The organism is Polaribacter sp., assembly GCF_051251875.1.
Lineage (GTDB): Bacteria > Bacteroidota > Bacteroidia > Flavobacteriales > Flavobacteriaceae > Polaribacter.
This window is the reverse complement of sequence record NZ_JBPOGL010000026.1, coordinates 1-14,012: the sequence shown is the minus strand read 5'-3', so window position 1 is coordinate 14,012 and position 14,012 is coordinate 1. Positions and strand designations below refer to the sequence as shown.

Below are 14,012 nucleotides of genomic sequence, written 5' to 3'. Positions count from 1 at the left end.
AAATTGAGCAACTCATTTTAAGTTTCTTAATTTTTAATCTTTTTTGTGATAAAAACAACAGTTTGTTGGGAGATTTTTAAGACTCTACTGCCATACTTTTACACCTGTTAAATAATGAATAATTTGAGTACTATTCTAAAAAAATCAAACACATCAATTATAGTCCATATTCTTTTATGGGTTTTCTTTTTAGCCATTATAGCCACACAATCTTATGCTAGGTTTAGTACAATTAATAATGAATTTTACATTTTAAACTTCATTTTTATAGCCGTTTTTTATTTTAATTATTTAGTGCTAATTCCTAAATTTTTACTGAATAAAAAAATTATATTGTACGTTATCATTTCTTTAGGCCTTATAATTTCTGTTATTTTTATATTAGAAAACTTTTTAAAGCTTCCTTTAAAACCAACTTTTGAAGATCAAGGTTTTAAGAATAATCTACCAAACCACAGAGAAGGTGGTATGAATTTAAGACCTCCTATTTTACTGTTATTGTTTTTTGCTTTAAGTACCTGTATAAAGTTAGTTGCAGAATGGTACAAATCAGAAAAAGAAAGAACTATTGTTGCCTCTCAAAAAGTAACATCAGAATTATCTTTTTTAAAAGCACAGTTGAACCCTCATTTTTTATTTAACACACTAAACAGTATTTATTCCTTAGCCAATAAAAAATCTGATGATACAACCGTGGCAATTGTTACGCTTTCTGAACTTATGCGCTACATGATTTACGAAGCCAATGAAGAATTTATTTCTTTAGAAAAAGAAATAGATTATATAAAAAACTACATCTCTTTACAGTTATTACGATTAAAAGATTCTAGTGGAGTTAGAATAAATGTTCATGGAAATTTAAATTATAAAATAGAACCCTTACTACTTATTTCTTTTATAGAAAATGCCTTTAAGTATGGCACAGATTATAAAGGAAAAACAGACATTACCATTAAAATTTCTATTATTAATGATGAATTACAACTAGAGGTTTACAACCTTTCTTCCTTACAAAACGCTATCAATAAAGATTCTGGTATTGGTTTAGAAAATATTAAAAATAGGTTAAACTTATTATATCCAAACGCTCACACATTAGAGATTAATAACACAAAAAAATCATTTCAAGTAAATTTAAAAATCAATCTAAAAAAATAACAAATGAAGTGTATAATTATTGATGATGAACCGCTAGCTCTTGAATTATTAGAAGACTTTATATCTAAAGTGCCATTTTTAGAATTGGTAAGTTCTTGCTCTAACAGTTTTGAAGCAAGTACCATTTTACAAGAACATCAAATAGATCTCATTTTTACAGATATAGAAATGCCAGATATTTCTGGAATCGATTTTATAAAATCATTAGACACCAAACCCATGTTTATTTTTACTACCGCGTACTCGCATTATGCTGTAGAAGGCTTTAACCTAAATGCAATAGATTACCTTGTAAAACCCATCCCTTTTCATCGTTTTTTAAAAGCAGCTACAAGAGCCCAAAATTTATTAAAATCAAAAAAGGAAGAAGAAACCACAGTGGTAACTCAAGAAGTATGTCCAGAATTTATTTTTGTGAAATCTGAATATGAGAATTTAAAAATAAACTTAGCCGATATAAAATATATAGAATCTTTAAAGGATTATATTAAAATTCACACCAATAGAGAAAAACCAATTTTAACATTAAGTAGTCTTAAGAATTTTGAAGAAAAATTAGGCAAAACAAATTTTATACGCGTGCATAAATCTTTTATTGTTTCATTAAAACATATTTATTCTGTGCAAAGAAATAGAATTATTATAGATGATAATTGGATACCAATTGGCCTTAACTATAGAGACGAATTCATCAAAAAAATTGACAATTAATAAAGGTTTTAATCCTATTTTAAGGTGTAAAAGTTGTTGAAAAATGTGTAAATATTACATAAATCTTTGTAGAATTTTAATCCTCTAGAAAACCAAATAGTTTATATAATTTCTCTGTTTGGATTTAACAACAACACTTCAAACAATTATTTATGGTTGATAATTTTTTAGAGTTCTCAAGAAAACATATTGATTTTTATTTATTCTTACACATGAAACAAAATTGGCTTAAATCAATCATTTATCATGATACTTCTAAATGTTAAATTAATTCTTGGAGAATTTACTTTTTTTGTAGGCGGTAATCTGTGTAACCAATTGGTTTGTGTCCCTTTTTTCATCACCAATAAACTACCATTTTCTAAAACCACATCTATTCTTTGATTGTTTTCTTTATGTTTAAAAGAAAATTTACGTGTTGCTCCTAAAGATAAAGATGCAATTGCGCCATCTTTCTTTAACATTTTTTCTCCATCGGAATGATAAGCCATTCCCTCAGCACCAGAATGATATAAATTTAAAAGACAAGAATTATACGTTTCTCCACTTTCCTTTTCAACAATTTCTTTTAATTCTAATAATTCTTTGGTAAATATAGTTGCCGTTTTTGTTACTTTAGAATAGGTGTAGGAAAATTCAGATTCTCCATACCAGGCTACTTTTCTCTTGGTAATTATCTTTTTACCAAAAATAATTGCTTCATCATTTTTCCAAAGAATATTATTTAATAATTGTTGATAATAAAAAGATGTTTGTGCCTTAGAAAGTATAATTCCGTGGTAATTTGTTACTCCATCAAAAGGTAAAATATTGATGATTCTTTCTGAAGAAAATAAGTCCATTTGTTATATTAAAGAGATTGCACAATTTTAATTTCATTGGTTACATTTCCTATAAAAATAAAGAACAACGCAGCCCTATTATAAGGAAAACCATTTCTTTACCAATTCTTTTTCAATAGGCGCAATTGTTTTGTGTGCAAAATCATTTTTAATAGCATCATACTCGTAATCTTTAGACCATGTATGAATGTTTTCTGATAATTCTTGTAACGATGTACAAATAAATTGAATTTCCTCTGCTGTTATTGTTGGATGAATAGACAAGCGAATCCAACCTGGTTTATCGGTATTACAACCGTGTAAAATTTCGTCTTTTATTCTATTTGAAGTCTCTTGATTTACATTTAATAAAAAATGCCCATAAGTTCCTGCACAAGAACAACCGCCTCTTGTTTGAATTCCGAATCTATCATTTAGTAATTTTACAACCAGATTAAAATGATATTTTTCAAAATAAAAAGAAAAAATACTAAGTCTATTTTTTTGTTTAGGCGCTAAAATATAAACGCCAGGAAGACTTTCTAAGGTTTTAAAAAGTATTTTATTTATTTGGTCTTCTCTATTTTTAATGTTTTTTATGCCCATTTTATCTTTCAACTGAATGGAAAGTGCAATTTTAATTGCTTGCATAAAGCCGGGTGTTCCACCATCTTCTCTTGTTTCTACATCATCAAAATAATCATGTTGTCCCCAAGGATTTGTGTAACTTACTGTGCCTCCTCCAGGATTATCTGGCACCATATTTTTATATAGTTTTTTATTAAAAACTAAAACTCCAGAAGTTCCGGGTCCTCCTAAAAATTTATGTGGAGAAAAGAAAATAGCATCTAAATATTCATCTTCATTTTCTGGATGCATATCTATTGTAACATAAGGTGCACAACAAGCAAAATCTACAAAACACAAACCATTGTATTTATGAATAAGTGCTGCAACTTTATGAAAATCGGTTTTAATACCAGTAACATTTGAACAGGCCGTAATAGAAGCAATTTTAAGCGGTCTATGTTCATGTTTTTTAAAAGCTTTTTCAAATTCTTTTAAACAAAGTAAACCCTCATCGTTACAAGGCACAACCTCTACATCTGCAATGGTTTCTAACCAAGATGTTTGATTAGAATGATGCTCCATGTGAGAGATAAACACAATAGGTTTTATAGCTTCCGGAATGTTGGTGTGTTCTTTTAAATTTTCAGAAATTTTTAAGCCCAATATTCGTTGAAACTTATTTACAACACCTGTCATTCCTGTACCAGAAGTTATTAAAACATCATTCTTATTAGCGTTTACATGCCTTTTTATAATGTTTCTGGCTTCATGATACGCCAAAGTCATAGCAGCACCTGAAGTTGAAGTTTCTGTGTGCGTATTTGCTACAAATGGACCAAAATCATTTAGTAATTTCTCTTCAATAGGTCTATACAATCTTCCGCTTGCGGTCCAATCTGTATATACTAATTGTTGTTCTCCATACGGAGATTGAAAAGTTTGATTGATGCCAACAATATGCTTTCTAAACTCAGAAAAATGCTGTTCTAAATCTGATTTTTTTATAGAATCTTTTGAAGAAATCATAATTGATACACTTTTTATGGTTACTATTCTTTCAAAAATAACTAATTAAAACTCTTTATTCCCTTTTTTAACCAATTATAATACGTGTCTACATTAGGTGTATACGCAACTGGTTTTATGAGGTTTTCTTCTTTATGATTCATTAAAACATAAAAAGGTTGCGAATTTGTTTTGTATTTTATTGTTTGCAATTCACTCCATTTCTGACCAATATATTTCAACTTTTTACCTGGCTTTAATTTAGAGTCTACAATTTCATCGTCTTCTAATTTTCTTTGATCATCAACATATAAAGAAATTAAAACAACATCATTTTTTAATATATCTAGCACTTTTGGTTTTACCCAAACGTTTTGTTCCATCTTTCTGCAATTTACACAGGCTTTTCCTGTAAAATCTATCATTACAGGTTTGCCTACTTTTTTTGCATAAGTTAAACCTTTGTCGTAATCATTAAATGCTAAAATATCATGTGGCGCCATTAAATGCGCTCCTTCGGGAATATCTGAATTTGAATGATTTTGAGCGCTTGAAACTTTCATAAAACCTACTCCGTAAGGAGATTCGCTATAATGTTGCGGTGGCGGAAACGCGCTAATTAAATTTAAAGGAGCTCCCCATAATCCTGGTAACATATACAATGTAAAGCTCAATGAAATTAATCCTAAACTTAACCTTCCAACGGAAATATGTTTGCTGGGAGAATCATGTGGTAATTGTATTTTACCAAAAAGATATAAGGCTAATGTGCCAAAAATAGCGATCCAAATAGCAATAAAAACTTCTCTTTCTAATAAATGTAGGTCTAATACTAAATCTGCATTTGATAAAAATTTAAAAGCCAATGCCAATTCTAAAAATCCTAAAACTACTTTTACTGTATTTAACCAACCACCAGATTTTGGTAATGAATTTAACCAACCCGGAAAAGCCGCAAATAAAGCAAAAGGCAACGCAATGGCTAAAGAAAAACCAAGCATTCCTACAATAGGACCTATTTGACTTCCACCAGCTGCAGCTTGTACCAATAAAGTTCCTACAATTGGTCCAGTACAAGAAAATGAAACAATGGCCAATGCCAACGCCATAAAAAAGATACCAACTAAACCACCTTTATCTGCTTGTGAATCTACTTTATTAGCCCAAGAATTTGGCAACATAATTTCAAAAGCACCTAAAAAGGAAACAGCAAAAACCACAAGTAAAAGAAAAAACACAACATTAAACCAGACATTTGTAGATAAAGCATTTAAAGCATCTGCCCCAAAAATTAAACTTACAAAAACCCCTAATAAAACATAAATAATAATTATTGAAACCCCATAAATAATAGCATTTCTAAAACCTGCAGATTTAGACTTGCTTTGTTTTGTAAAAAAACTAACGGTCATAGGAATCATAGGAAACACACATGGTGTTAATAATGCCGCAAAACCAGATAAAAACGCTACTATAAAAATAGCCCATAAATTTTTATCCTCCTCTTCATTTTGGTTAGAATCTGATTGAAAACTATCCGTTACTGTACTTACATTTTGTAAATTATAAACTAAATCTATCTCTTCTGGTGCTAAACATTGGGTATCATCACACACCATAAAAAAAACAGTTCCTTTTATCTCTGTACTGTTTTTTAAGATGTTAATTTTTTGTTGAAAAACTGCTTCTTTTTCAAAAAACTTAATAACCATACCAAAAACAGGATCATCTATAGTGACGCCTGTTTCTTCTAAAGTATTTTCAATTAGCTTAAAATCATTTTTAGAAGTATCATAGGTAAATGAAGTTGGTATAGGACCATCTTCCGGTACATTTTGAGAATACAAATGCCATCCTTTTTCTAATGTTGCCTTTGTAACAAGAATGTATTCTGTTTCCGATACCTTTTGTACTGAAGTATCCCACTTTATGGGATCTAATATTTGAGAAAATATACCTAAACTGAATGTTAAAAACAGGATGGTGAATATTTTTTTCATACTTTTTATTTTAAAATCAAGATGGATAAACTATAAATAAATTGTTTTTATTCTTGATTTTGACAATTTATTTTTAAAAATTTACCATATAAAAACATAGATAAAAATCCCTATTTTTCTATATGGTAAATTAATTATTTAAACATAATCATGTTCATTTATCGATAAAATACTATCGAATTAATTTTCTATATTTAATTCGTTTTGGCATTAAATCTCCGCCTAAACGTTTCTTTTTATTTTCTTCATATTCAGAAAAACCTCCTTCAAAGAAATACACTTCACTATTCCCTTCAAAAGCTAAAATATGTGTACAAACTCGGTCTAAAAACCATCTATCGTGACTAATTACTACTGCACAACCTGCAAAATTTTCTAAACCTTCTTCTAAGGCTCTTAATGTATTTACATCTAAGTCGTTTGTTGGCTCATCTAATAACAAAACATTTCCTTCTTCTTTCAAAGTCATGGCTAAATGCAATCTGTTGCGCTCACCTCCAGAAAGGGTATTTACTTTCTTATTTTGCTCACTTCCAGAAAAATTAAAACGACTTAAATAAGCTCTAGAATTTACTTGCTTACCTCCCATCATTACTAAATCTTGTCCGTCAGAAAAATTTTCCCAAATAGTTTTTTCTGGATCAATATCTGAATGTGCCTGATCTACATACGCAATTTTAGCAGTTTCACCCACTGCAAAACTACCCGCATCTGGCTTTTCTTCTCCCATAATCATTTTAAAAATAGTAGTTTTACCAGCTCCATTGGGACCAATAATACCTACAATTCCTGCTTGCGGAAGATTAAATTCTAAATTATCATATAACAATTTATCGCCAAAAGCTTTAGAAACACCAGTTGCTTCAATTACATTTGTTCCCAAACGTGGACCATTAGGAATGTATATTTCTAATTTTTCATCAACTTGTTTTTGGTCTTGACTCATTAATTTGTCATAGTTCTTCAAACGTGCTTTTTGCTTTGTTTGACGACCTTTTGCTCCTTGACGAACCCAGTCTAATTCTCTTTCTAATGTTTTTTGATGTTTAGAAGCCGTTTTGCTTTCTTGCGCCATTCTCTTAGATTTTTGATCTAACCAAGCAGCGTAATTTCCTTTCCAAGGAATTCCTTCTCCTCTATCTAACTCCAAAATCCAACCAGCAACATTATCTAAGAAATATCTATCATGCGTAACCGCAATTACAGTTCCTTTATATTGTGCTAAATGATGCTCTAACCAGTGTACAGATTCTGCATCTAAGTGGTTGGTAGGCTCATCTAATAACAATATTTCTGGTTCTTGTAATAATAATCTACACAAGGCAACACGTCTTTTCTCACCACCAGAAAGTACACCAATTTTCTTATCAGAATCTGGTGTTCTTAGCGCATCCATGGCAATTTCTAGTTTGGTATCTAATTCCCAAGCATTTGCTGCATCAATTTTGTCTTGTAATTCAGCTTGTTGGTTCATTAGTTTTTCCATCTTATCGGCATCAGAATACACTTCTTCTAAACCAAACATGTCGTTTATTTTATTGTATTCATCTAAAATTGCAACTGTTTCTGCAACTCCTTCTTTTACAATTTCTAAAACTGTTTTTTCTGGATCTAACTGTGGTTCTTGTTCTAAATATCCAACTTTATAACCTGGTGCAAAGGTTACATCTCCTTGATAATTCTTTTCTACACCTGCAATAATTTTTAATAAGGTTGATTTTCCAGATCCGTTTAGACCTAGAATACCAATTTTTGCTCCATAGTAGAAGCTTAAATAAATATCTTTTAAAACTTGTTTTCCTGTAGATTGATAAGTTTTAGACAACTTATTCATCGAAAAGATTACTTTCTTATCGTCGCTCATTTGTAATATATATTAAAAAATTGAAAAATTAAATGATTCTAAGCAACTACTTAAAATCTAAACTATAACGGTAAACTAAAACTGTTTACGGTTTTACACTCTTCCTTTTAAAGCATTAAATACCCAGGCGATACAGAAAAAACCAATTCCAACTGTTGCAAAACCCCAACCAGCTACATCTTCATATCTATATGCACCCATTAAAATTAGTACAATTCCCATTAATAACATTAACATTGTTGCCCATCCCAACACAGTATTTTTATTCATTCCCATAATTCTTAATTAGTTAGTTTGATTGGCAAATATCGTTATTTATTTGATACTGTTGCGTTATAGATTTACTAAAAAAGTCTTTGCACTACAGAGTTTAAAAAGTTGTAAGCGTTATGATGCCTATTGTTCTGTCATTCAAATTTTAGAAATTGAATTATTTTTGAAGTCCGCTATCTTTTTTTTTTTAGAATTTCCTATTAAAATAAACTTACTGTTAACGGCGTTTTCAAGTTGATAAGAAGCATGAATTTCATCATTGTAAAACCCAATTTATTCACTGCTTATCCGAGATGTTATTTCTTCAAGAGAAAACATTTTCATAATAAATTTTATTTTTTAAGTGAAAAAAAATCTATGTTTCCATAGATTTTTTTATTCAACTTATTGTCTTCTCCTTCCGCCACCATTTGAATTAGAACCTGCTCTATTATTATTTTGTGGTTTTTCTGGCTCTAAACTTTGTTTCATTTTCTTTTGATATTTTAACCATTTTTTAGTTTGTTTTTCAGACAGCAACCCCTCTAAAATTTCATTTAACACTTTTTCATGTTCATGAATACTATCTCTAACAGGCCGAATAGCTTCCTCAACTTTTTTTCTCATTTCCTTTCTAGACTCGCTATCTTTTCCTTTAGACATTGAATTCACAAAAACATCTAAATCAGAAAATTTTATAGAATTTAAAAATGAAATTTCTTTTACTTTAAAATTATAATTTCTCAGTGCTTTTTTTAGAGAATACTGCTTATCGGTATCTTTAACTTTTACTTTTTTTATAACATCATCAATATCATAATAAAAAATACCTGCAACATCGTTTGCACTAAACTTCTGTACTTCTTTAGCTTGACTTGATTCTTGATTTCCGCCTTGCGATCTTCTACCTCCTCCTCCTCCAGGTGGTTGTGCAAAGAGATTAATGGTTAAAAAAGATATGAATATAAAAAAGATGTTCTTCATTATTGTTTTTATTTTTAGAGTTGTATTTTCTATTTAGATGTAAAAATCGTAAAAAACTTGCTGAATTCTATTTTAAAGTTAGAATAAAAAAATTACAGAGCCGCCGCCAATCTTGCTCCTTGATTAATAGCACGTTTCGCATCTAATTCACTTGCATAATCTGCTCCTCCAATAACATGCACCTTTTTACCTGCATCTAGTAAAGGTTGATACAATTCTTTAAATGGAACCTGGCCTGCGCAAATTACAATATTGTCTACTTTTAATAATCTTTCTTCTTCATTTTGAGTAAAATGCAAACCTTCATCATCTATTTTTGTATAAGAAACTTCACTTATAAATTGTACTTTTTTCTTTTTTAAGGTTGATCTATGAATCCATCCTGTGGTTTTCCCCAAGTTACCACCAAATTTTCCTTTGCTTCTTTTAAACATAAAAATGTCTCTTGGAGATGGCTCAAATACCGGCTTTATATTTTCAATTCCGGCTCTTGCTTCTAAGGTTTTATCTATTCCCCATTCTTTTAACCAAGCATCAATATTTAAGGATGTAGATTCTCCTTCATGCGTTAAATATTCTGAAACATCAAAACCAATGCCACCTGCACCAATTACGGCAACGCGTTTTCCTACTGGTTTTTTCAATTTTAATACATCAATATAACTCAAAACTTTTGGGTTATTAATACCTTCTATGTTTAATGTTCTTGGTTTTATGCCTGTTGCAATAACAATTTCATCAAAATCCGAATCTTTAAAATCGTCTACAGCAACTCTTGTGTTTAATTTTACGGTTACCTTATGAATTTCAATTTGTTTGTTAAAATAGCGTAAGGTTTCATAAAACTCTTCTTTACCCGGAATTTGTTTTGCAATATTAAACTGACCACCAATTTCTTTGTCTGCATCAAACAAAGTTACTACATGACCTCTTTCTGCAGCAATAGTTGCCGCAGCCAAACCTGCGGGTCCCGCGCCAATTACTGCTATTTTCTTCGGATTGTTGGTTTTAGAATACACCAATTCAGTTTCATGACAAGCTCTTGGGTTTACCAAACAACTTGCTACTTTTTGTTGAAAAACATGATCTAAACACGCTTGATTACAACCAATACAAGTATTTATTTCATCACTTTTATCAGCTGCTGCTTTATTTACCCATTCAGGATCTGCCAAAAAAGGACGCGCCATAGAAATCATATCAGCATCACCGTTTGCCAATATTTTTTCTGCCGTTTCTGGCATATTTATTCTGTTAGTAGTTATCAAAGGAACCGATAATTCTTCTTTCATTTTTTTGGTTACCCAAGTAAAAGCTGCTCTAGGAACTGAAGTTGAAATTGTAGGAATTCTTGCTTCATGCCAACCAATTCCTGTATTAATTATGGTTGCGCCTGCTTTTTCTATTTCTTTTCCTAATTGTACAACTTCTTGCCAAGAAGATCCGTTTTCTACCAAATCTAACATGGATAAGCGGTAGATAATTATAAATTCTAACCCAACAGCTTCTCTTGTTTGTTTTACCAATTCAATGGGCAAACGCATTCTGTTTTTATAATCTCCTCCGTAATCATCTGTTCTTTTATTGGTTCTTTTTGCAATAAATTGATTGATTAAATAGCCTTCTGACCCCATAATTTCTACACCATCATATCCCGCTAATTTTGATAATTTTGCTGATTTTACAAAATCTTTAAGGGTTCTTTTAATTCCCGATTTTGTTAATTTAAAAGGTTTAAAAGGTGTTATTGGTGATTTAATTTTTGATGGTGCAACATTAAATGGATGATAACCATAACGGCCAGCATGTAAAATTTGCATACAAATTTTACCACCTTCTTTATGTACAGCTGTTGTTATTTTTTGATGTTCTTTAGCGTGCTTTACTGTAGACATTCTTGAAGAAAAAGGTGCTGTCCAACCTTGTATGTTAGGAGAAATTCCGCCAGTTACTATGAGGCCAACTCCTCCTTTAGCTCTTTCTGCATAATACGCAGCAATTCTATCAATACCATTTTTTTCTTCTTCTAAACCTGTATGCATAGAACCCATTAAAATTCTATTCTTTAAGGTAGTAAAACCTAAATCTAAGGGTTCAAATATATGTTTGTATTTCATATCTCTTATTTAAATTTACTATGCATGCATAGCACTTTGCAAGATATGCTTATTTTTTGAAAAGAAAAAGCCAAAGAAATTGATTCTTTGGCTTTTACAAATGTAAAAACAATAAGTTTAATGCATAGGAACATCTATCACTAATAACTTACTTTGTTTTATTGCTTGTATAGAAACGTTGTTTGTATCTGTAATTCCAATAGCGTCCCTTTTTTCTAGCATTTCATTTTCTACAGAAATTTCTCCTTCAATTAAGAAAAAATAAGCGCCTTTTTTAAGTTGATATTCAGTATTAAACCCTGGGTCTACATCTATCATAGAAATAATACTTTGCTGATTGATGGGTAAAGAGCCTTCTATTTGTTTATCTTTTGGTGAAACTAACACCTGAATTTTATTTTTCCTATCTGCTTTATCAAACATTTTTTGATTGTAATACGGTGTTGCATTTTCTACTTCTGGAATAATCCAAAGTTGTAAAAAATTTACTGCGTCCGTTTTACTATCATTAAATTCTGAATGCGTTAAACCTGTACCAGCACTCATTACTTGTACTTCGCCTACCTCTATAGCTCTTTGGTTATGCATGCTATCTTTGTGAGATAATGCACCAGAAATTGGAATAGAAATAATTTCCATATTTTTATGTGGATGCGTTCCAAAACCCATTTTTGGTTGAACTACATCATCATTTAAAACACGTAACATTCCAAAATTCATTCTTTCTGAATTCTGATAATTGCCAAAACTAAAGGTATGATGTGATTTTAACCAACCATGATTTGCAAAACCTCTTGTTGCTGATTTGTGAATTATTTTTTTCATAATTTTTCTAATTTTAAACACTTTATTTATGGGTATGAACTAAATGATATTTGCTAACGGTTGCTTTTTTGCGTTAGGGATTGAAACGACATCCTTTTTTCTGTCAGTTCGAGTGAATTTTGAAGAATGAAAAATTTGTATCGAGAACAGAAGAAAAAAGATATAGTGAAAAGCCCGACCTTTTTAGGTAACGCCCTAATATAAATACCCCATTTTTCCTTGATTATAATCTCGCATTGCTTCTAAAATTTCGGTTTGCGTATTCATCACATAAGGCCCGTATTGTGTAATTTTTTCTTGAATTGGTTCTCCGGAAAGAATTAACAACGTACTTTCTTTTGTAGCGGTAAACTCTATTAAATTTCCGTCTTGGTGAAAGGTTACCATTTGGTTTTCGCCTTTTTTAAGAACCTCAGAATTGTTTACCAAAATTTCTCCGTCTAACAAATAAATTAAGGATTGATGGGTTTCTGGTATTTCTAACGATAGCGTTCCTCCTTCTGCTGCCTTTGCCGTAAACACATTTACCTTGGTTTGCGTTTTAATAAGACCAACTTGTAACTTTTGTTTTCCGGCAACAATATTTACTTGTACTTTTTTATCTTCTGAAAATAGTTTCGGAATTTGATTTTCTTCTAAATGTTGATAATTTGGAGGAATCATTTTATCCTTGGCAGGAAGATTTAACCACAGCTGAATGCCTTCTAAGTCTCCACCTTTTTTTACAAATTCTTTGGTTGGTGCTTCTGCATGTATAATTCCTCGTCCGGCGGTTGTCCATTGCACGCCACCAGCTTTTACAACCATTTCATTACCTAGAGAATCTCTGTGTAATTGCTCTCCTTTATAAAGCAAGCTTATGGGTTCAAAACCTCTGTGAGGATGCGGACCTAAATCAAACGGATTGTTAAATTCTGAAATTGCATAAGGTCCGTAATGGTGTAATAATAAAAACGGATCTACATTTTCTATTCCTTCTGTTGGTATGGGTTGACGCAATTTTATGGGGCCCATGTTTACCAACGGACTTGTTACTTTATGTTGTATTTTTTTTAAATTTTTCATAATTTATTTTATTTGCATTTCACTTATTTTCCATGGAAAATATTTATGTAAATTTTTTCTACCTAATTTTATCTAAAAGTTTGCTTAACACTTCCGCTTCTTCTTCCGTTAAATTTTCTAGAAAAGAAAAATGTTTATGATCATCAATAGTAGCCAATACGTCTAAACCTTGTTGTGTAATTTTCACAAATACAACTCTTCTATCATGCTCACAACGTTCTCTTTCTATGAGATCTTTATCACATAATTTATCCATCAATCGAGTAGCGTTTGGTGCTCTTTCAATCATTCTGTCTTTTACAATTTGAACCTTAATTTTGTCTTTTGCGCCACGTAAAATTCTTAAAATATTGAATTGCTGTGGAGAAATACCGTAAGGTTTAAAGAACTCATTTTCTTTACTGCTTAACCAGTTTGCTGTGTATTTTATATTGATTAACGCTTTTATTTTGTTACTTGTAAACTTCGATTTTATGTCTTTAGAAATATCTCCCATATATTCAGTATTCAGTGTTCAGTGTTCAGTGTTCAGTGTTCAGTATTCAGTGTTCAGTGTTCAGTAATCAGTAATCAGTAATCAGTAATCAGTAATCAGTAATCAGTAATCAGTAATCAGTAATCAGTAATCAGTAATCAGTAA

The 14,012-nt window shown here is 30.7% G+C and carries 12 protein-coding genes; 2 read left to right on the top strand and 10 right to left on the bottom strand.

Translation table 11 applies throughout. The annotated features are described in order from the left end of the window. The first annotated feature begins 123 nt into the window (after nt 1-123). Nucleotides 124-1,158, top strand: coding sequence for a sensor histidine kinase (locus ACSHW5_RS11840; protein WP_435676348.1), 1,035 nt, complete (start codon nt 124-126; stop codon nt 1,156-1,158). Nucleotides 1,159-1,161: 3 nt separating this feature from the next. Then, complete coding sequence (locus ACSHW5_RS11835) at nt 1,162-1,869, top strand: LytR/AlgR family response regulator transcription factor (protein WP_435676347.1); 708 nt, start codon at nt 1,162-1,164, stop codon at nt 1,867-1,869. 233 nt (nt 1,870-2,102) lie between these two features. On the opposite strand, the gene ACSHW5_RS11830 is transcribed toward ACSHW5_RS11835, so the two are convergent. The 10 genes from ACSHW5_RS11830 to ACSHW5_RS11785 all read right to left on the bottom strand — a co-directional run bounded on the left by ACSHW5_RS11830 (nt 2,103) and on the right by ACSHW5_RS11785 (nt 13,868). Continuing rightward, a complete protein-coding gene (locus ACSHW5_RS11830; protein ID WP_435676346.1) occupies nt 2,103-2,711 on the bottom strand; it encodes an alpha-ketoglutarate-dependent dioxygenase AlkB family protein in 609 nt (202 codons plus the stop codon). Between the two features lie 78 nt (nt 2,712-2,789). Then, a complete protein-coding gene (locus ACSHW5_RS11825; protein WP_435676345.1) occupies nt 2,790-4,286 on the bottom strand; it encodes an aminotransferase class V-fold PLP-dependent enzyme in 1,497 nt (498 codons plus the stop codon). Between the two features lie 41 nt (nt 4,287-4,327). Continuing rightward, nucleotides 4,328-6,265 (bottom strand): cytochrome c biogenesis protein CcdA, encoded by a 1,938-nt coding sequence (locus ACSHW5_RS11820; protein ID WP_435676344.1) that lies wholly within the window; start codon nt 6,263-6,265, stop codon nt 4,328-4,330. A 172-nt stretch (nt 6,266-6,437) separates the two neighbouring features. After that, nucleotides 6,438-8,129, bottom strand: a complete 1,692-nt coding sequence (gene ettA, locus ACSHW5_RS11815; RefSeq protein ID WP_435676343.1) for an energy-dependent translational throttle protein EttA — start codon at nt 8,127-8,129, stop codon at nt 6,438-6,440. Nucleotides 8,130-8,222: 93 nt separating this feature from the next. Beyond that, entirely contained in the window at nt 8,223-8,405 is a 183-nt protein-coding gene (locus ACSHW5_RS11810) for a CAL67264 family membrane protein (protein WP_435676342.1), read from the bottom strand. Nucleotides 8,406-8,786: 381 nt separating this feature from the next. Then, on the bottom strand, nt 8,787-9,365 hold the full coding sequence (locus ACSHW5_RS11805) for a hypothetical protein (protein ID WP_435676341.1): 579 nt from the start codon (nt 9,363-9,365) through the stop codon (nt 8,787-8,789). A 92-nt stretch (nt 9,366-9,457) separates the two neighbouring features. Then, entirely contained in the window at nt 9,458-11,482 is a 2,025-nt protein-coding gene (locus ACSHW5_RS11800; RefSeq protein ID WP_435676340.1) for an FAD-dependent oxidoreductase, read from the bottom strand. A 117-nt stretch (nt 11,483-11,599) separates the two neighbouring features. After that, a complete protein-coding gene (locus ACSHW5_RS11795; RefSeq protein ID WP_435676339.1) occupies nt 11,600-12,307 on the bottom strand; it encodes a pirin family protein in 708 nt (235 codons plus the stop codon). A 195-nt stretch (nt 12,308-12,502) separates the two neighbouring features. After that, a complete protein-coding gene (locus ACSHW5_RS11790; protein ID WP_435676338.1) occupies nt 12,503-13,372 on the bottom strand; it encodes a pirin family protein in 870 nt (289 codons plus the stop codon). 58 nt (nt 13,373-13,430) lie between these two features. Next, complete coding sequence (locus ACSHW5_RS11785) at nt 13,431-13,868, bottom strand: MarR family winged helix-turn-helix transcriptional regulator (RefSeq protein ID WP_435676337.1); 438 nt, start codon at nt 13,866-13,868, stop codon at nt 13,431-13,433. Nucleotides 13,869-14,012 lie beyond the last annotated feature (144 nt).

What these genes read in the sequence shown, in the direction of transcription:
- ACSHW5_RS11835 (WP_435676347.1), top strand. Translation starts at nt 1,162, where the DNA reads ATGAAGTGTATAATTATTGATGATGAACCGCTAGCTCTTGAATTATTA.
- ACSHW5_RS11830 (WP_435676346.1), bottom strand. Translation starts at nt 2,711, where the DNA reads ATGGACTTATTTTCTTCAGAAAGAATCATCAATATTTTACCTTTTGAT.
- ACSHW5_RS11825 (WP_435676345.1), bottom strand. Translation starts at nt 4,286, where the DNA reads ATGATTTCTTCAAAAGATTCTATAAAAAAATCAGATTTAGAACAGCAT.
- ACSHW5_RS11820 (WP_435676344.1), bottom strand. Translation starts at nt 6,265, where the DNA reads ATGAAAAAAATATTCACCATCCTGTTTTTAACATTCAGTTTAGGTATA.
- ettA (WP_435676343.1), bottom strand. Translation starts at nt 8,129, where the DNA reads ATGAGCGACGATAAGAAAGTAATCTTTTCGATGAATAAGTTGTCTAAA.
- ACSHW5_RS11810 (WP_435676342.1), bottom strand. Translation starts at nt 8,405, where the DNA reads ATGGGAATGAATAAAAATACTGTGTTGGGATGGGCAACAATGTTAATG.
- ACSHW5_RS11805 (WP_435676341.1), bottom strand. Translation starts at nt 9,365, where the DNA reads ATGAAGAACATCTTTTTTATATTCATATCTTTTTTAACCATTAATCTC.
- ACSHW5_RS11800 (WP_435676340.1), bottom strand. Translation starts at nt 11,482, where the DNA reads ATGAAATACAAACATATATTTGAACCCTTAGATTTAGGTTTTACTACC.
- ACSHW5_RS11795 (WP_435676339.1), bottom strand. Translation starts at nt 12,307, where the DNA reads ATGAAAAAAATAATTCACAAATCAGCAACAAGAGGTTTTGCAAATCAT.
- ACSHW5_RS11790 (WP_435676338.1), bottom strand. Translation starts at nt 13,372, where the DNA reads ATGAAAAATTTAAAAAAAATACAACATAAAGTAACAAGTCCGTTGGTA.
- ACSHW5_RS11785 (WP_435676337.1), bottom strand. Translation starts at nt 13,868, where the DNA reads ATGGGAGATATTTCTAAAGACATAAAATCGAAGTTTACAAGTAACAAA.